15 protein-coding genes are annotated in these 16664 nt (G+C 63.1%); 9 read left to right on the top strand and 6 right to left on the bottom strand.

Features of this window, described 5'->3' with window-relative positions:
- The first annotated feature begins 92 nt into the window (after positions 1-92).
- The 4 genes from XH93_RS41410 to XH93_RS41425 all read left to right on the top strand — a co-directional run bounded on the left by XH93_RS41410 (position 93) and on the right by XH93_RS41425 (position 3531).
- Complete coding sequence (locus tag XH93_RS41410) at positions 93-1856, top strand: PAS domain S-box protein (RefSeq protein ID WP_246799448.1); 1764 nt, start codon at positions 93-95, stop codon at positions 1854-1856.
- Positions 1853-2527 (top strand): response regulator transcription factor, encoded by a 675-nt coding sequence (locus XH93_RS41415; protein WP_194471862.1) that lies wholly within the window; start codon positions 1853-1855, stop codon positions 2525-2527. The genes XH93_RS41410 and XH93_RS41415 overlap by 4 nt, the downstream gene beginning before the upstream one ends.
- 109 nt (positions 2528-2636) lie before the next feature.
- Positions 2637-3011 (top strand): response regulator transcription factor, encoded by a 375-nt coding sequence (locus XH93_RS41420; protein ID WP_194475540.1) that lies wholly within the window; start codon positions 2637-2639, stop codon positions 3009-3011.
- Between the two features lie 328 nt (positions 3012-3339).
- Positions 3340-3531: a hypothetical protein gene (locus XH93_RS41425; protein ID WP_194471863.1), complete on the top strand. Its 192-nt coding sequence runs from the start codon at positions 3340-3342 to the stop codon at positions 3529-3531.
- A gap of 186 nt (positions 3532-3717) precedes the next feature.
- On the opposite strand, the gene XH93_RS41430 is transcribed toward XH93_RS41425, so the two are convergent.
- Entirely contained in the window at positions 3718-4242 is a 525-nt protein-coding gene (locus XH93_RS41430; protein WP_194471864.1) for a methylated-DNA--[protein]-cysteine S-methyltransferase, read from the bottom strand.
- A gap of 191 nt (positions 4243-4433) precedes the next feature.
- On the opposite strand from XH93_RS41430, the gene XH93_RS41435 reads away from it, so the two are divergent.
- From XH93_RS41435 to XH93_RS41445, 3 genes are all read left to right on the top strand, one after another.
- Positions 4434-4796, top strand: coding sequence for a DUF1304 domain-containing protein (locus tag XH93_RS41435; protein ID WP_139487463.1), 363 nt, complete (start codon positions 4434-4436; stop codon positions 4794-4796).
- A 125-nt stretch (positions 4797-4921) separates the two neighbouring features.
- Positions 4922-6142, top strand: coding sequence for an ABC transporter substrate-binding protein (locus tag XH93_RS41440; protein ID WP_194471865.1), 1221 nt, complete (start codon positions 4922-4924; stop codon positions 6140-6142).
- A 389-nt stretch (positions 6143-6531) separates the two neighbouring features.
- Positions 6532-7758: an ABC transporter substrate-binding protein gene (locus XH93_RS41445; protein WP_139487465.1), complete on the top strand. Its 1227-nt coding sequence runs from the start codon at positions 6532-6534 to the stop codon at positions 7756-7758.
- A gap of 226 nt (positions 7759-7984) precedes the next feature.
- Here XH93_RS41445 and XH93_RS41450 read toward each other — a convergent pair whose 3' ends face one another.
- A complete protein-coding gene (locus tag XH93_RS41450) occupies positions 7985-8410 on the bottom strand; it encodes a DUF1330 domain-containing protein (protein ID WP_194471866.1) in 426 nt (141 codons plus the stop codon).
- A 137-nt stretch (positions 8411-8547) separates the two neighbouring features.
- Between XH93_RS41450 and XH93_RS41455 the strand changes: the two genes are divergently transcribed.
- Entirely contained in the window at positions 8548-10806 is a 2259-nt protein-coding gene (locus XH93_RS41455) for a transglycosylase domain-containing protein (protein ID WP_194475541.1), read from the top strand.
- A 253-nt stretch (positions 10807-11059) separates the two neighbouring features.
- Here the strand turns inward: XH93_RS41455 and XH93_RS41460 are convergent, their stop codons facing one another.
- The 4 genes from XH93_RS41460 to XH93_RS41475 all read right to left on the bottom strand — a co-directional run bounded on the left by XH93_RS41460 (position 11060) and on the right by XH93_RS41475 (position 15194).
- Positions 11060-11899 (bottom strand): M48 family metallopeptidase, encoded by an 840-nt coding sequence (locus tag XH93_RS41460; protein WP_139487468.1) that lies wholly within the window; start codon positions 11897-11899, stop codon positions 11060-11062.
- 198 nt (positions 11900-12097) lie between these two features.
- Positions 12098-13426, bottom strand: a complete 1329-nt coding sequence (locus XH93_RS41465) for a polyhydroxyalkanoate depolymerase (RefSeq protein ID WP_139487469.1) — start codon at positions 13424-13426, stop codon at positions 12098-12100.
- Positions 13427-13554: 128 nt separating this feature from the next.
- A complete protein-coding gene (locus XH93_RS41470) occupies positions 13555-14379 on the bottom strand; it encodes an ABC transporter permease (RefSeq protein WP_194471867.1) in 825 nt (274 codons plus the stop codon).
- Positions 14376-15194: an ABC transporter ATP-binding protein gene (locus XH93_RS41475; protein ID WP_194471868.1), complete on the bottom strand. Its 819-nt coding sequence runs from the start codon at positions 15192-15194 to the stop codon at positions 14376-14378. Before XH93_RS41475 ends, XH93_RS41470 begins: the two co-directional genes overlap by 4 nt.
- A 120-nt stretch (positions 15195-15314) precedes the next feature.
- Here XH93_RS41475 and XH93_RS41480 point away from each other — a divergent pair, with 120 nt between their 5' ends.
- Positions 15315-16634, top strand: coding sequence for an ActS/PrrB/RegB family redox-sensitive histidine kinase (locus XH93_RS41480; RefSeq protein WP_194471869.1), 1320 nt, complete (start codon positions 15315-15317; stop codon positions 16632-16634).
- Positions 16635-16664 lie beyond the last annotated feature (30 nt).

A 16664-nucleotide genomic window follows, 5' to 3' on the forward strand; every position in this document is an offset into this window, starting at 1 on the left:
AAGCTGCTAATATGCGGCCTGTTAGGAGGGCGACGTTGTCGCCGCTGATGGTAGCGGTCACCTAGCGACGCAGCGCGGCCCATGATGGCCAAGTGCTGGTGCTGCCGATGATGCGCAATCCGACCAAGACGTCCTGGTCGGCCGAGCAATGGCTGCTCGGCGGCATGGTGCTGGCTTTGGCGGGAACCTGCGCCGGGCTGTTGCTTGGTCCGCAGCCCGCGGCTTCCGCCCATCTGGCTGCCTTGGCGCTGCTCATCGCCGCGCTCGCCGCCGCATTGCTGATGATGCGTGTGGTGGGCCGCACCCAAAAGCAGATGGAAGCCGCATTGCGCGGCCGGGCCAGCGGCGAAGAGCGCGCGGTAGAGGCGCTGCGCAACAGCGAAGCGCAATGGAAGGAGGTGTTCGAGCACAACCCGGTCATGTACTTCATGGTTGAAGCGACGGGCCTCGTTCTGTCGGTCAACAGCTTCGGTGCGGCGCAACTCGGCTACACCGTCGACGAATTGCTCGGACAATCCGTCCTCCGGGTCTTTGCCGCCGAAGACCGGGATGCGGTCCAGCGCAACGTCGCGGCATGCCTCGGCAACATCGGCCAAACCCACAGCTGGGAAATCCGGAAGGTCCGCAAGGACGGTTCAAGGCTTTGGGTCCGTGAGAATGCCAAGGCCGTGCGGCGGCTGGACGGGCAGTTGATTGTCCTGATCGCATGCGAGGATATCACCGAACGCAAGGAAGCCGAAAATGCCCTGCAACAGAGTGAAATGTACCTGTCCGAAGCCCAGCGATTGAGCCATACCGGCAGCTTTGGCTGGCACGTCGCCAGCGGCGAGATCATCTGGTCGGAAGAGACCTTCAGGATCTTCGAGTTCGACAAGGTCCCCTCCATCAAGCATGGCACGGTGCTGCAACGCGTCCATCCGGATGATCGCACCCGGGTGCAACGGACCATCGACCGCGCCTCGCGCGACCTCAGGGACTTCGAGCACAGCTACCGATTGCTGATGCCGGACGGGGCGATCAAATATGTCCACGCCCGGGCACATGCGGTGACGGGCATCTCGGGCGACACCGAATTTGTCGGAGCGGTCACCGACGTGACTGCCCGCAAGCGAGCCGAGGCGGAATTGCATGAAGCGCAGACCAACCTCGCACACGTCACGCGCGTGACGGCGCTCGGCGAACTCGCCGCATCAATCGCCCATGAAGTGAACCAGCCGCTTGCCGCCGTGGTCACCAATGCCGCGGCATGCCTGCGCTGGCTCAACCGGGAGACCCCCGATCTGAACGAAGCGCGCGGAGCGGTCAGGTTGATCATCAGCGACGGCAACCGGGCGGGCGAGGTCATCCAGCGCGTCCGCGCGCTTGTGAACAAGACAACCGATCAGAGGGCGCCGCTCGACGTCAATGAAGTCATCAATGAGGTGATCGGCCTGGTGCAACATGAACTGCAAAGCCACCGGATATCCCTGCAGCTGGACCTCACTCCCGGACTTCCGCCGGTCGTCGCCGACCGTATCCAGCTGCAGCAAGTCATCCTCAACCTGGTCGTCAACGGCATCGAGGCGATGCAGCCCGTCACGGGCAGGCCGCGGGAACTCGTGATCCGGACACGCCATGACGATGCCGGGCAAATCCTGGTCACTGTCACCGATTGTGGCGTCGGGATCGCAACCGAGAATGCCGAGCGGGTGTTCGACGCCTTCTACAGCACCAAAGCCAGCGGTATGGGAATGGGGTTGTCGATCTGCCGCTCGATCATCGAGGCCCATCGAGGCCGCCTGTCCGTGGCCGGAAATGCCGGCCACGGCGCCACATTCCAGTTCACCCTGCCTTTGCGTGAAGAGGATCATGCATGATGACCGGACGCCCGGCACTGCCCCCCACTCCCGCAAACGCCGACGAACCGACCGTCTTCGTCGTCGACGACGACGCGTCGGTGCGAGACGCGCTGAGCAATCTTTTCCGGTCCGTCGGGCTACGAACTGAGGCGTTCGGGTCGGCCCATGAATTTCTGCGGCACAAGCCCCCGGATGTCCCGAGCTGCCTGATCCTCGACATCAGGCTGCCCCGGCTGAGCGGCCTGGACTTTCAGGCGGAGCTGGCGAAGGCCGACGTTCATATTCCGATCATCTTCATGACGGGCCACGGCGATATCCCGATGACGGTCAGGGCCATGAAGGCCGGAGCTGTCGACTTCCTGACCAAGCCCTTCCGCGACCAGGACATGCTGGATGCCGTCACGACGGCGATCGAGCGCGACAGAAATCGTCGTGATGAAGCCAAAACTCTCGCAAACCTGCGCGGAGCCTTCGCGACCCTATCCACCCGCGAGCGTCAGATCATGACGCTCGTCACGGCCGGGCTGATGAACAAGCAGGTCGCCGCCGAAATCGGCGTGGCCGAGATCACCGTGAAGATACACCGCGGGCACATCATGCGGAAAATGGCGGCAAAGTCGTTACCGGACCTGGTCAGGATGGCGCAGATTCTCCAGATCGGACCCGGATCTGGCGGGCCGCAAACCTAAGTATGATTCTCCGATCCTGATTGGCGACGCACTGTGTTCCCGCGCAATCGCACAGACCAGGGGCCTCCTCTGGCCGTCCCCAGGAAGGACCTCCTTGTCCAACCCGCCAATGATATCCGTCATCGACGATGACAGGTCGGTTCGCACCGCGACCCACAATCTGGTCAGGTCGCTGGGCTACGCGGTCGAGAGCTACGCGTCAGCGGAGGAATTCCTGCACTCGCCCCAACTGGATGAGACGTCCTGCGTGATAGCGGATGTCAGGATGCCGGCCATGAGCGGGCTCGATCTGCAGAGCCAACTGATTGCCAACGGACGGCGCGTTCCGTTCATTTTCGTCACCGCCTTCTCCGTCGAAAGCGATCGCGCGCGGGCCCTGAGGGCAGGAGCGATCTGCTTTCTGATCAAGCCCTTCGACGGGGAGGAGCTGATCAAATGCCTCGATGCGGCCCTGGCGCAGCCCGGCACCGCGGCGCGCGAATGAGTTCAAACCGGGTATACGCAAGGATGATGCCGCGAAACATCAGGACAAGTTGAACCTGGACGGTGATGGCGCGAGATTTCGCATCGTCGTCCTTCGCGTAGATCGACGACAGGCACAGCATCAGACATTTTGATTGGTAATGGCAATTCCTCGGGAGGAAGGTCGTTATGCGTGCGGAACCGCGCTGCGCCCAGTGTGACAGCGAAGACCCCAAGGTCATCAGTTTGCGAAATCCGGCAGGTGAACGCTACTGCGGGCGCCTCTGCTTTTACAAAGGCCAGGAGGAGTTCGTTCGCTGGCTTCGGCGTGCCAATGCGGAGGTAGCGTCATGACCGGCTGTTGCGGGAATCCGGGATGCAAGCGCCCCTTCGGGCTCATCCGGCACAGCTGGCATTTCCAGCAATTTTGCTCGGTGAAGTGCCGCGAGAGCTACAAGCAGCAGTTGGAGCGCAACAAGGCCTACTGGAAGTGGCTCTATCCCTTCCCCGGCACCCGCATCCCATCGAGGAAACTGACCTGACGGCGAGGATTACCGGCACTCAAAGGAGCTCCCATGACGACGGTTGATGCGATGCTGGTTGGAGCGATACTCGCATGGGTGCCTTCGCTCATCGTATTCCTCTATATCGTGCGCGATCTGCGGACCATGTCCAGCGAAGATCTCGACTGATCGCCGCGAGGGCTCATCGGCAGATGAAGCGGCCCGTTATATCTCCACGCCCTCATGCCGCAGCAGCCAGCGCTTGCGCTCCAGGCCGCCGCCATACTTCACCAGCGAGCCGTTGGCGCCGATCAGGCGGTGACAGGGCACGACGACGCTGATCGGGTTGCTGCCATTGGCATGGCCGACCGCGCGCATTGCGTTCGGTACATTCAATTGCGCGGCCAGCGCGCCATAGCTCATCGTGGTGCCGGGGCGGATCTTCGGCAGCGCATGCCAGACCTTCTGCTGGAACGGTGTGCCGGCAACGCGCCACGTCACGTCAGTGAGGCGATCGAGATCGCCCTTGAAATAATCGCCGAGTGCTTTGCGCATCTCCGCCGGCGCGCTGCCGTCGCGCAGCGTCACCGGGCCGTAATGCAGCCGCAGCAGCTCGAGCATCCGGCCTTCGTAGTCGTCCCAATCCAGCGCACGCAGCACGCCGCCGTCGTCGGTCACCAGCAGCGCTGTGCCGATCGGCGTCGTGAGGCGATCGAGGTTGAAGGTCTGGGGTGTCCTGGCAGTGGCCATATCAGTCACTCGGGAATCGGTATCGCTGCACATACATTTCACCGCCCGCGTGCTAGCGTCCACCCGAATTCCGTTAGAGCATGATCCGGAAAAGTGGGGAGGTTTTCCGAAAAGATCATGCTCAAACAAAGAGATGGGAATCATGATGCGATTATTTTCCAATCGCATCATGATTCTGGGGGGACCGCATCATGCTCTTGCTTGCCAATATCCTGGTCGCGGTGGTGGCCGCGCTGCACATCTATTTCCTGATCCTCGAGATGTTTCTCTGGACCAAGCCGCTCGGCCTGAAGACGTTTCGCAACTCGATCGAGAAGGCGACCGACTCGGCGGTGCTCGCCGCCAATCAGGGCCTCTATAACGGCTTCCTGGCCGCCGGGCTGATCTGGGGCCTTGTGCACGGCAATCCGGCGTTCGCATTCCAGATCAAGACATTCTTCCTGCTCTGCGTGATCGTTGCAGGCGCCTATGGCGCCGCCACCGTGAGCCGCCGCATCCTCTATGTGCAGGCCGCGCCCGCGGCACTCGCGCTGATCCTGCTCTGGCTCGCCTGACGCAACACTGCGCGCCGCTGGCACTGCCTTGCAATGCCACGACCGTTCCTCCATCATTCCTGCAACGATGACATCCGCGGCTTGAGCCCGGCGGACAAGATCATCGGCAACAGGGAGGTCACGACATGAGAAGCGTGCAACTGCTCGCTGCGACGACGCTCGCGATCGCGTTGTCGGTTACATCAGCGACCGCGCAGAAGAAATACGACATCGGCGCCACCGACACCGAGATCAAGATCGGCCAGACCGTGCCGTTCTCGGGCCCCGCATCCGCCTATGCCGGCATCGGCAAGACCCAGGCCGCCTACTTCAAGATGATCAACGATCAGGGCGGCATCAACGGCCGCAAGCTGAACCTGATCCAGTATGACGACGCCTATTCGCCGCCGAAGGCGGTCGAGCAGGTGCGCAAGCTGGTCGAAGGCGACGAGGTGCTGTTCACCTTCCAGATCATCGGCACACCGTCGAATGCCGCCGTGCAGAAATACCTGAATGCCAAGAAGGTGCCGCAGCTCTTGGCCTCGACCGGCGCCTCGCGCTTCTCCGATCCGCAGAACGCACCGTGGACGATCGCCTACAATCCGAACTACCAGTCCGAGGGCCGCATCTACGCCAAATACATTTTGGCGAATCACCCGAACGCCAAGATCGGCATCTTCTACCAGAACGACGATCTCGGCCGCGACTACATCGCCGGCCTGAAGACCGGGCTCGGCGAAAAGGCGGCGAGCATGATTGTCGCTGAAGCCTCCTACGAGCTGACCGACCCGACGGTCGACTCGCAGATCGTCAAGCTGAAGGCAGCGGGTGTCGACCTGCTCTACAACGCCTCGACGCCGAAATTCGCCGCGCAGGCAATCCGCAAGGTCGCCGACCTCGCCTGGAATCCGGTGCACATCCTCGACATCAATGCGAGCCCGGTGTCGGCGACGCTGAAGCCGGCCGGCCTCGACATCTCCAAGGGCATCATCTCGACCAATTACGGCAAGGATCCCGCCGATCCGCAGTGGAAGGACGATCCGGGCATCAAGGCCTATTTCGCCTTCATGGATAAGTACTATCCCGAGGGCGACAAGCTCAACACCGTCAACACCTACGGCTATGCGACCGCCGAGCTGTTGGTCCAGGTGCTGAAACAGTGCGGCGACGACCTCACCCGCGAGAACCTGATGAAGCAGGTGACCAGCCTGAAGAAGTTCGTGCCGAGTCTGGCGCTGCCGGGCATGTCGATCACGACGGGGCGGAACGACTACCGCATCAACAAGCAGATGCAGATGATGCGGTTCAACGGCGAGCGCTGGGAGCTGTTCGGCCCGATCATCGAGGACACCGGGCCGGCGGGTTAGGACGAGCCGCGACGGGACTTTGCTCCCTCTCCCCGTTCGTACCTTGTCCTCTCCCCCTCTCCCCGTTCTTACGGGGAGAGGGTTGGGGTGAGGGGCCGCTTCCGCAAACACGCTGGCAATTTGACTCGCGGTGACTCCCCCTCACCCGGAACGCATCTGACGATGCGTTCCGGCCTCTCCCCGCAAGCGGGGCGAGGCAGACCGAGCAGCAGCCGCTTTGCATCGCCCCCTACTTTCGTTGACTGAAATTGCTCGCCTTTTTGGCATTCCTCGTCTTGCGTTGCAGCAACGGTTCCTCCAGTATCCCGGCCCAGCGATGGCGGCCGCGGGCGTTTGGGCCTGCGGACAAGATCATCGGCCAACCATCAATCACGTGAGGAAGCAGCATTATGAGGAATGGGATTTTCCATCTGGTCACGGGAACGGCGCTGGCGATCGCGCTGTCGGCGTCACCGTCCCTGGCGCAGAAGAAGTACGATCCCGGCGCGACCGATTCCGAAATCAAGGTCGGCCAGACCGTCCCCTTCTCCGGACCGGCCTCCGCCTATGCCTCGATCGGCAAGACCCAGGCGGCCTATTTCAAGATGATCAACGATCAGGGCGGCGTGAACGGCCGCAAGATCAATCTGATCCAGTATGACGACGCCTATTCGCCGCCGAAGGCGGTCGAGCAGGTGCGCAAGCTGGTCGAGAGCGACGAGGTGCTCTTGACCTTCCAGATCGTCGGCACGCCGTCGAACGCCGCCGTGCAGAAGTATCTCAACTCCAAGAAGGTGCCGCAGCTGTTCGCCGCAACCGGCGCCTCGAAATTCACCGATCCGAAGAATTTTCCGTGGACGCTCGGTTTCAACCCGAACTACTTCGTCGAGGGCCGGATCTACGGCCAGTACATCCTGAAGGAGCATCCGAACGCCAAGATCGGCGTGCTCTATCAGAACGACGACCTCGGCAAGGACTATCTCAACGGCATCAAGGCTGGGCTCGGCGACAAGGCCGCCAAGATGATCGTGGCCGAAGCCTCCTATGAGGTGTCCGACCCGACGATCGATTCCCAGGTGATCAAGATCAAGGATGCCGGCGCCGACCTGTTCTTCTCGGCCTCGACGCCGAAGCAGGCCGCACAGGCGATCAAGAAGATCGCCGAACTCGGCTGGAAGCCGATCCACATCGTCGACATCAACGCCACCTCGGTCGGCGCCGTGCTGCAGCCGGCGGGCCTGGAGAATTCCAAGGGCCTGATCAGCACCAATTACGGCAAGGACCCGGCCGATCCGCAGTGGAAGGACGATCCGGGCATGAAGCGCTATTTCGACTTCATGGCAAAGTACTATCCGGACGGCGACAAGAACTCGAACTTCAACACCTATGGCTACTCGACCGCGCAGCTGATGGTGCATGTGCTGAAGCAGTGCGGCGACGATCTGACCCGCGACAACGTGCTGAAGCAGGCGACCAACCTGAAAAATGTCGAGCTCGACATGGCGCTGCCCGGCATCAAGGGCAACACCGCGCCGAACGACTACCGCGTCAACAAGCAGCTGCAGATGATGCGCTTCAACGGCGAGCGCTGGGAGCTGTTCGGCCCGATCCTCGAGGACGCCGGCCCGGCTGGCTAGTGGTTGTCTTCAAGGTCTGAGATGCAATCGGCGGCCTTCCGGGCCGCCGATTTTGTTTTCATACCACTACTCCATCCCCGTCACCCTGAGGTGCGAGCCCTTGCGAGCCTCGAAGGGTCGACGGCCCCAGCCGGGCCGATTCATCCTTCGAGGCTCGCCGAAGAGGCTCGCGCCTCAGGATGACGGGGGGAAGAGTACGACTCGTATCAGCCAGTGGCTGGCATCGTCACTTCGGGATCTCCCCAAAAGTCTTGCCCACCGGCAACACCGCGTGCCGGATCAGCCGCGAATCCTCCACCGCGGCCTGGCGGTGCTTCACCGCCTCGCGATACACCGGATCGCGGATCATCTCGACGAAGGCGGCGACGCTGGGATATTCGGCGATGAAGCAGTGATCCCAGCGCTCCTCCTGCGGGCCGATCAGCATCAGCTCGAACTTGCCCTGCCAGACGATGCGGCCGCCGAGACGCTCGAACACCGGACCGCTCTCGCGGCCATAGGCGGCATAGGCCTCCGCACCACTCACCTTGCGGCCGTCGGGATAGGCCGCCCATTCGCGCAGGCGGACGAGGTTGAGCATGTGGATCGGGCCCGGCCGGTCGCTGTCCCGGAACTGTGCGAAGACCTCCTTGGTCGGATCGATATGGCCCATGCGCGCTCCTTTTGTGTTTGTTCCATCCATATGTAGCACGCACCGCCCAACCTCCTAATCCCGCGTTAAGCTTTGCGTAACCGCCCCTTAAACCGGGAACGGTAGCGTGCCGCGAGATTGGTGTGAGCGCGTTGCGGATGGCGTGGGGAAAGAAAAAGGGCGGTGCGCGCAAGGAGCCGCTGTTCGGGCTTCCGGCCGCGCTTGCCGACCTCAGACTGTCGCCGGCCGATCGCGTTCCCGGCGGCGGCGACGACAAGCCCGTCAAAGCCAAGCCCAAGAACAACACGTCCGGCAGCGATTCCGGCGACGAGAAGCCGCGCCCCGCCAAGAGCAGCAGCAAGAGCAGCAGCAAGCGCCGCGGCAAGTCGCGCGGCTTTGGCATCGGCCGGCTGGTCTATTGGACCGCGGTGCTCGGCCTGTGGGCCGGCATCGCAGTGATCGGTGTCGTGGTGTGGGTCGGCGCGCATCTGCCGCCGATCCAGTCGCTTGAAATTCCCAAACGGCCGCCGACGATCCAGATCGTCGGCATGGACGGCAGCGTGCTGGCACAGCGCGGCGAAATGGCCGGCGCCAATGTCGCGCTCAAGGACCTGCCGCCCTATCTGCCGAAGGCGTTCATCGCAATCGAGGACCGCCGCTTCTATTCGCATTACGGCGTCGATCCGGTCGGTATCCTGCGCGCGGCGGTGACCAATCTGATGCATCGCGGCGTCTCGCAGGGTGGCTCGACCCTGACGCAGCAGCTCGCGAAGAACCTGTTCCTCACGCAGGAACGGACCATGGCGCGCAAGCTGCAGGAGGCCGAGCTTGCGATCTGGCTGGAGCGCAAGCATTCCAAGAACGAGATCCTCGAGCTCTACCTCAACCGCGTCTATTTCGGCTCCGGCGCCTATGGCGTCGAGGCGGCGGCGCAGCGTTATTTCGGCAAGTCGGCGAAGAACGTGACGGTGGCGGAGGCCGCGATGCTGGCGGGCCTCGTCAAGTCGCCGTCGCGGCTCGCGCCCAACCGCAACCCCGAAGGCGCCGAGCAGCGCGCCCAGATCGTGCTGGCCGCGATGGCGGATGCCAAATTCATCACCGAGGCGCAAGCCAAAGCCTCGATCGGCCAGCCCTCGATCAACGTGAAGCCGGCCGGCGCCGGCACCGTGAACTACGTCGCCGACTGGATCGGCGAAGTGCTCGACGATCTGGTCGGCCAGATCGACCAGGACATCGTGGTGCAGACCACGATCGATCCGAAGCTGCAGAACACCGCAGAGGCCGCCATCATCGACGAGCTCGCCGCCAAGAGCGTGAAGTTCAATGTCAGTCAGGGCGCGCTGGTCGCGATGACGCCTGATGGTGCGGTGCGCGCCATGGTCGGCGGCCGGAACTATGCCGAGAGTCAGTACAACCGCGCGGTGACCGCGAAGCGGCAGCCCGGCTCGGCTTTCAAGCCTTTCGTCTATCTCACCGCGGTCGAGGCCGGGCTGACGCCGGACACCATTCGCAGCGACGCGCCGCTCGACATCAAGGGCTGGAAGCCGGAGAACTACACCCACGAATATTTCGGCTCGGTGACGCTGACCCAGGCGCTGGCGATGTCCCTGAACACGGTCGCGGTGCGGCTCGGCATCGAGGTCGGCCCGAAGAACGTGGTGCGCACCGCGCACCGGCTCGGCATCTCCTCAAAGCTCGACCCCAACGTCTCGATCGCGCTCGGCACCTCCGAAGTGTCCGTGATCGAGCTGGTCGGCGCCTATGCGCCGTTCGCCAATGGCGGGTTCGGCATCTCGCCGCATGTGATCACCAAGATCCGCACCAGCGCGGGCAAGCTGCTCTACGATCGCCCGAACGATCCGCCCAACCAGGTGATCGATCCGCGCTTTGATTCGATGATGAACAGCATGATGCGCGAGACGCTGGTCTCGGGCACCGCGCGCAAGGCCGAAATCCCCGGCTGGACCGCCGCCGGCAAGACCGGCACCAGCCAGGATTACCGCGACGCCTGGTTCATCGGCTACACCGCCCATCTCGTCACCGGGGTCTGGCTCGGCAATGACGACAATTCGCCGACCAAGAAGGCGACCGGCGGCGGGCTGCCGGTGGAAGTGTGGAGCCGCTTCATGAAATCGGCGCATCAGGGCGTGCCGGTGGCGGCGATCCCGAACTCGCAGGGCAATTGGGGGCCTTCGAACCTGATCCAGATCTCGTCGCAGATCAGCCCGCCCTCCGCGTCGCCGCCGCAGCTGCAGGCACCGCAGCCGCCGGTGCCGGTCCCATCCGGCGGCGGCTATTATCGGCAGCCACCCCCGGTGCGCACGTCGGGGCATCCGGCCAACCCGAATGCGCGGCCCGAGGCGGCGGCGGGATTGGACGGCTGGCTGGTGGACCGGCTGTTCGGGGGCAATCGGTAGGCGCGCCGTCAACCTGTAGCCCGGATGCAGCGGAGCGAAATCCGGAACCAGTCGCGCCGTCAGTGAGAGCCGCCCCGGATTGCGCTGTGCTCCATCTGGGCTACGCATCCCTTAATATGCACTCGGCCGTCATCCCCGCGAATGCGAGGATCCAGTACGCCGCGGCTTCTCGTGTTGAAACAATCGCCTCTGGAATACTGGATCGCCCGCTTTCGCGGGCGATGACAGCATGTTGTGGGGCGAAGACCGCCGCCTACTCCTGAATCCCGTAGCGGTGCAGGTCGTTGCCGTGGGTGTCGAGCCAGGTCTTGGCGCGCGTGACCGAGGAGCAAATCCGGTCGACCACCCGCCAGAACCGCGGCGAGTGGTTCATCTCGACGAGGTGCGCGACTTCATGCGCGGCGAGGTAATCGAGCACGAAAGGCGGCGCCAGGATCAACCGCCAGGAAAACGACAGCGAACCGGCCGAGGTGCAGGAGCCCCAGCGGCTGGACTGGTCGCGAATCGACAGCCGCCGCACCCGCACGCCGAGTTCGGCGGCATAAAACTGCGCCGCCTTCTGCAGATCCCTGCGCGCCTCGCGCTTGAGGAAGTCGTGCACGCGGCGATCCATGTGCTCGACACCGCCGGCAACGCAGAGAATCTTCTCGCCGCTGTCGCGCGTCTCGGTCCACACCGTGCCGCGCTCGCCGGAACGATGGACCAGACGGTGCGGCACGCCGCGCAGCGGCACCACTGTGCCGGGCTGAAACGGCGCAGCCTTCGGCAATCGGCCGAGGCGCGCGGCAATCCAGCCGCCATGAAGGTGCGCAAAATCCTTCGCTTCCACGATCGTGCCGCGCGGCGGCATGGTCAGGATCGCTTCACGGTCGGTCGGATGAATTCTGAGGGTGTAGCGGCGCGCGCGCCGGTGCCGGCGCAGCCTGATCGTGAAGAACTGGGAGCCGTGTCTCACCAAAAGAGTCGAGGGTTCGGCAGGCCGCCGATACAGGAGCGCGCGAGTAGCCATGTCTGAAAGTCCGGGGAGCAGGAGTTCGCCCGGACTTTGCCATATCCGCCGCCACGGAAAGCGCTCGGCGCAAAAACAAATCATTTGCCCAATATACAGGGGCTGACGGTTTCTGAACCCCTACAGGCTGGGGTTGGAACCGGTATTTTTGCGCTGAATCGGTCTTGAAAACAACGCCCAAAGAGTGAGGAAAGATTCACCCTTTGAGCTTCACCGAATTCGAGATTTTTTTAGTCAACTCAACGGCTTATGCGACCGCCGAAATCGAGACCGGGTTGACACCTATTCGGCCGCCGCGACCAGGGAAAGCCGCGTATTCGCCGCCGAAACCATGAAATCGGAGATCCGCGGCACGATTTCGGAGCGGAACCGCGACCCGTTGAACACGCCGTAGTGCCCGACGCCCTTCTGCACGTAGTGCACGCGGCGATGGTTGGGAATCGAGGTGCAGAGCCCGTGCGTCGCTTCGGTCTGACCGAGACCGGAGATGTCGTCCTTCTCACCTTCCACCGTCATCAGCGCGACGCGGCGGATTTTTGAGGGATCGACCGGCTTGCCGCGATGGGTCATCTCGCCCTTCGGCAGCGCATGCTTGACGAACACGAGGTCGACGGTCTGCAGGTAATACTCCGCGGTGAGGTCCATCACCGCAAGATATTCGTCATAGAATTCGCGGTGCTTGTCGACGAGATCGCCGTCACCCTTGACCAGATTGGCAAACAGCGCCTTGTGCGCGTCCATGTGCCGATCGAGGTTCATGCTGATGAAGCCGTTGAGCTGCAGGAAGCCCGGATAGACGTCGCGCATCACGCCCGGATGCGGGAACGGCACCTTGGTGATGACATTGTTGCGGAACCACTCGATGCCGCGCTCGGCCGCGAGGTCGTTGACCGCGGTCGGATTGCGCCGCGTATCGATCGGGCCGCCCATCAGCGTCATCGACAGCGGCACGAACGGATCGTTGTTGGCTTCCATCACCGAGACGGCCGCAACCACCGGCACCGACGGCTGGCACACCGCGATGACGTGCATGTTGCCGCCGAGCGCGTGCAGCATCTCGATCACATAGTCGACGTAGTCATCGAGGTCGAAACGGCCCTCCGCGAGCGGCACCATGCGCGCATCGGCCCAGTCGGTGATGTAGACCTCATGCGTCGGCAGGAAGGCTTCGACGGTGCCGCGCAACAGCGTCGCGTAGTGACCCGACATCGGCGCCACGATCAGCACCCGCGGCTGCGGTGAGCGCAGCGGCCGCGTCAGCTTGCGATCGAAATGCAGCAGGCGGCAGAACGGCTTCTCCCAGATCGTCCGCACCTCGACCGCGGTGCGGATGCCGTTGACCTCGGTGGTCGGCAGGTTCCATTCCGGCTTGCCATAGCGGCGGGTGGTCCGCTCGAACACCTCGCAGGCGGCGGCGATCGACTTGCCGAAGTGGGTGTGCGTCCACGGATTGAGCGGATTCTGAAACAGGATCTTGGTGGCGTCGGTGACCGCGCGCGCCGGATTGAGCGAGGCATGCCCCATCTCGTACATCCAGTACAGCGGCGTCGTGAATGCCGGACCGCCTTCTCTAGCCAGTGGCGGTACGCCGCCAAATTCACCGATGGGCATGGTTGTTTCAGACCCCTGTTTTGCGCCGCAGCATACTGACGACAGCATAACAATGCGTCAATGCGCCGCTTGTCGAAATATGGGGTCAACCCGGGCTAAAACACCGAGAATCCACGAGAAAGTGACATTTATTCACCACCTGAGAGCAGCGAGCCGTTGCGCTTGGCGCTTTGTAAAAGGGCAAGGAAGATCGCAAAAGAGGCAGCGAACAGGATCGCATTGATGACCAACGCCCACGCCATCAGGTCGGCGCGGAAGACGTGATCGATCAGCAGCGACCGCATGCCCTCGAACACATAGGTCGGCGGCAGGGTCCAGGCGACATGTTGCAGCCAGACCGGCAGCACCTCGACCGGATAATAGATGCAGGCGAGCGGCATCACCGCGAACATCAGCGTCCAGACAATGCTCTCCGCCCCCAGCCCGTTGCGCAGCACGAGGCCCGAGGCGAACACGCCGACCGACCAGCTGGTGAAGATCAGATTGCAGAAGAAGGCGATCAGCGGCAGCCCGATGGCGTAGAAATTGAAGCCGAAAAAGAACAGCGCCATCAGCGTCATCGGGATCACGCCGATGGCAAGTCGGATGATGCTCATGATCATCAACGACAGCAGGAATTCGATCGGCTTCAGCGGGCTCATCATCAGGTTGCCGAGATTGCGCGCCCACATCTCTTCGAGAAATGAGATCGAGAAGCCGAGCTGGCCACGGAACAGGATGTCCCACAGAATGACGGCGCCGATCAGCGTGCCGCCGGCCTTGGCGAAGAAGCCGGAGGCCTGCGAGATGTAATTCTGCAGAAAGCCCCAGGTGATGATCTGCAGCGCCGGCCAGTAGACCAGCTCCAGCAGCCGCGGCCAGGACGACATCAGAAGATACCAGTAGCGCAGCACCATCGCGTTGATGCGCTGCAGTGAGATGCCGCTATGCTGATGGCTGACGATGTCGCTCATGATGTGCCCTCTGGCGCGCCCTCCCGCACCCGGCCGCGCGCGACGTCGAGAAACACCTCTTCCAGCGTGTCGCGGTTGTAGCGCGCCATGATCCGTTCAGGACTGTCGTCGTCCTCGATCTTGCCGCGCTTCATGATGATGACGCGGTCGCAGAGCCGCTCGACCTCCAGCATGTTGTGGGACGCCAGCAGGATGGTCGCGTTGTGGGTCTTGCGATAAGTCTCGAGATGCTGCCGCACCCAGTCGGCAGTGTCTGGGTCGAGCGATGCCGTCGGCTCGTCCAGCAGCAACAGGTCGGGCTCGTTGATCAGCGCCTTCGCCAGGGCGACACGGGTCTTCTGCCCGGCCGAGAGCTTGCCGTTGGCGCGATCGAGGAAATCCTTCAGATCGAGATCGTCGGCGAGCCGGTCGATCCGTTCGCGCAGATGCTTCACTGCGTAGAGACGCCCGAAGATGGTCAGGTTCTGCCGCACCGTGAGCCGCATCGGCATGTCGACATAGGGGCTTTCGAAATTCATCCGGCCGAGCACGTCATAGCGCTGCTCGGGGATTTTCGCGCCCAGCACGTGGACGGTGCCCGACGTCGGCAGCACCAACCCCATGATCATCGCGATCGTCGTGGTCTTGCCTGCACCGTTGCCGCCGAGCAGGCCGGTGATGCTGCCGCGCGTAATGCGAAAGGAGATGTCATCGACGGCGCGGGTGGTCTTGTAGACCTTGACCAGATGCGCCACGTCGATCGCGGCCGATCCACCCTGATCGGTCGTGAACGCGTCGTTGGCCGCCCGCTCCCGCCCTGTATCGACCTGCTGCATAGGCCCGTCATTGAGCTATTGCGACAATAAGCGCAAGGCTTAGGCGACCAAGGCTTGCACGGTTAGGCTGCGTCATGTCGCGAATTTGTGCGCCGCCCACTGCACCGCTAAAGTCCTGGAATGACCGACGTCCTCTCCGATTTCCGCCAGCCACGCCGCTATGTCCGCCTCGATACCATTCTGCGGCTGCGCTGGCTGGCCGCGCTCGGCCAGCTCGTTGCGATCTTCATCGTCGCCCAAGGCCTGGAATTCGATGTTCCGATCGTGCCCTGTGTCAGCATCGTGGCGTTCTCGGCGCTGCTCAATCTGTCGCTGCAGGTCGCGTTCAACCCGATGCAGCGGCTGGAGCCGGGCTACGCCGCGACCCTGCTCGCCTTCAACATCGTCGAGCTCGGCGGCTTGCTGTATTTCACCGGCGGCCTGCAGAACCCGTTCTCGTTCCTGTTCCTGGCGCCGGTATTGATCTCGGCCACGGTGCTGCCGATCCGGCTGACGATCGGGCTCGGCTGCCTCGCGGTCGCCTGCGCCTCGGCGCTGTTCTTCTACCATCTGCCGTTGCCCTGGGATGCCGACGACCCTCTGGTGCTGCCGCCGATCTACCTGATCGGTGTCTGGCTTTCGATCCTGCTCGCGATCGGCGTCACCAGCCTCTACGCCTTCCAGGTCACCGAGGAGGCGCGGCAACTCTCCGACGCGCTCGCCGCGACCGAGCTGGTGCTGACGCGCGAGCAGCATCTGACCCAGCTCGACGGTCTTGCCGCCGCCGCGGCGCACGAGCTCGGCACGCCGCTGTCGACGATCTTCCTGATCTCGCGCGAGCTCGAGAAGACGGTGCATGATCCGGCGATCGCCGCCGACCTCAAGACCGTGCGCGAACAGGCGCAGCGCTGCCGCGACATCCTGAGCAAGATCGCGCAGCTGTCCTCGAGCGGCGCGCCGTTCGACACCATGAAGCTGTCGACCTTGATCGAGGAGGCGGTGGCGCCGCATCGCGATTTCGGCGTCAACATCAAGGTGCGGCTAGCTGTCGCAGCAACGCGCGAGCCGGTCGCCGCGCGCAACCCGGCAATCCTTTATGGGGTCGGAAACATTCTGGAAAATGCCGTCGATTTCGCGCACCAGACCGTCGAGGTGAATGCATGGTGGAATGCCGAAACCGTCGAGATCGTGATCTCCGACGATGGTCCGGGCATCGCGCCTGACATGCTGAAGCGGATCGGGGAGCCGTATCTGTCGCGCCGGCGGGGCGCGGATGAGGCCCAATCCGCCCGCGGGGGCCTCGGTCTCGGCGTTTTCATCGCAAGGACACTGCTGGAACGCACTGGCGCGAAGGTCTCGTTTACCAACCGCATCTTCCCCGATCATGGCGCCATTGTGCAGATCGTCTGGCCGCGTGACCGCTTCGAAGATGAAACGCCTACTACTGAGGCAGCGTCTTAAGAACGATTCTTAACCGCAATTTCTGGCATT

The sequence above is a fragment of the Bradyrhizobium sp. CCBAU 51753 genome (genome assembly GCF_015291565.1).
GTDB lineage: Bacteria > Pseudomonadota > Alphaproteobacteria > Rhizobiales > Xanthobacteraceae > Bradyrhizobium > Bradyrhizobium ivorense.

Excerpts from the sequence above, each read along its gene's own strand:
- XH93_RS41415 (WP_194471862.1), top strand. The coding sequence starts at position 1,853 with ATGATGACCGGACGCCCGGCACTGCCCCCCACTCCCGCAAACGCCGAC.
- XH93_RS41420 (WP_194475540.1), top strand. The coding sequence starts at position 2,637 with ATGATATCCGTCATCGACGATGACAGGTCGGTTCGCACCGCGACCCAC.
- XH93_RS41425 (WP_194471863.1), top strand. The coding sequence starts at position 3,340 with ATGACCGGCTGTTGCGGGAATCCGGGATGCAAGCGCCCCTTCGGGCTC.
- XH93_RS41430 (WP_194471864.1), bottom strand. The coding sequence starts at position 4,242 with ATGGCCACTGCCAGGACACCCCAGACCTTCAACCTCGATCGCCTCACG.
- XH93_RS41435 (WP_139487463.1), top strand. The coding sequence starts at position 4,434 with ATGCTCTTGCTTGCCAATATCCTGGTCGCGGTGGTGGCCGCGCTGCAC.
- XH93_RS41440 (WP_194471865.1), top strand. The coding sequence starts at position 4,922 with ATGAGAAGCGTGCAACTGCTCGCTGCGACGACGCTCGCGATCGCGTTG.
- XH93_RS41445 (WP_139487465.1), top strand. The coding sequence starts at position 6,532 with ATGAGGAATGGGATTTTCCATCTGGTCACGGGAACGGCGCTGGCGATC.
- XH93_RS41450 (WP_194471866.1), bottom strand. The coding sequence starts at position 8,410 with ATGGGCCATATCGATCCGACCAAGGAGGTCTTCGCACAGTTCCGGGAC.
- XH93_RS41455 (WP_194475541.1), top strand. The coding sequence starts at position 8,548 with ATGGCGTGGGGAAAGAAAAAGGGCGGTGCGCGCAAGGAGCCGCTGTTC.
- XH93_RS41460 (WP_139487468.1), bottom strand. The coding sequence starts at position 11,899 with ATGATTTGTTTTTGCGCCGAGCGCTTTCCGTGGCGGCGGATATGGCAA.
- XH93_RS41465 (WP_139487469.1), bottom strand. The coding sequence starts at position 13,426 with ATGCCCATCGGTGAATTTGGCGGCGTACCGCCACTGGCTAGAGAAGGC.
- XH93_RS41470 (WP_194471867.1), bottom strand. The coding sequence starts at position 14,379 with ATGAGCGACATCGTCAGCCATCAGCATAGCGGCATCTCACTGCAGCGC.
- XH93_RS41475 (WP_194471868.1), bottom strand. The coding sequence starts at position 15,194 with ATGCAGCAGGTCGATACAGGGCGGGAGCGGGCGGCCAACGACGCGTTC.
- XH93_RS41480 (WP_194471869.1), top strand. The coding sequence starts at position 15,315 with ATGACCGACGTCCTCTCCGATTTCCGCCAGCCACGCCGCTATGTCCGC.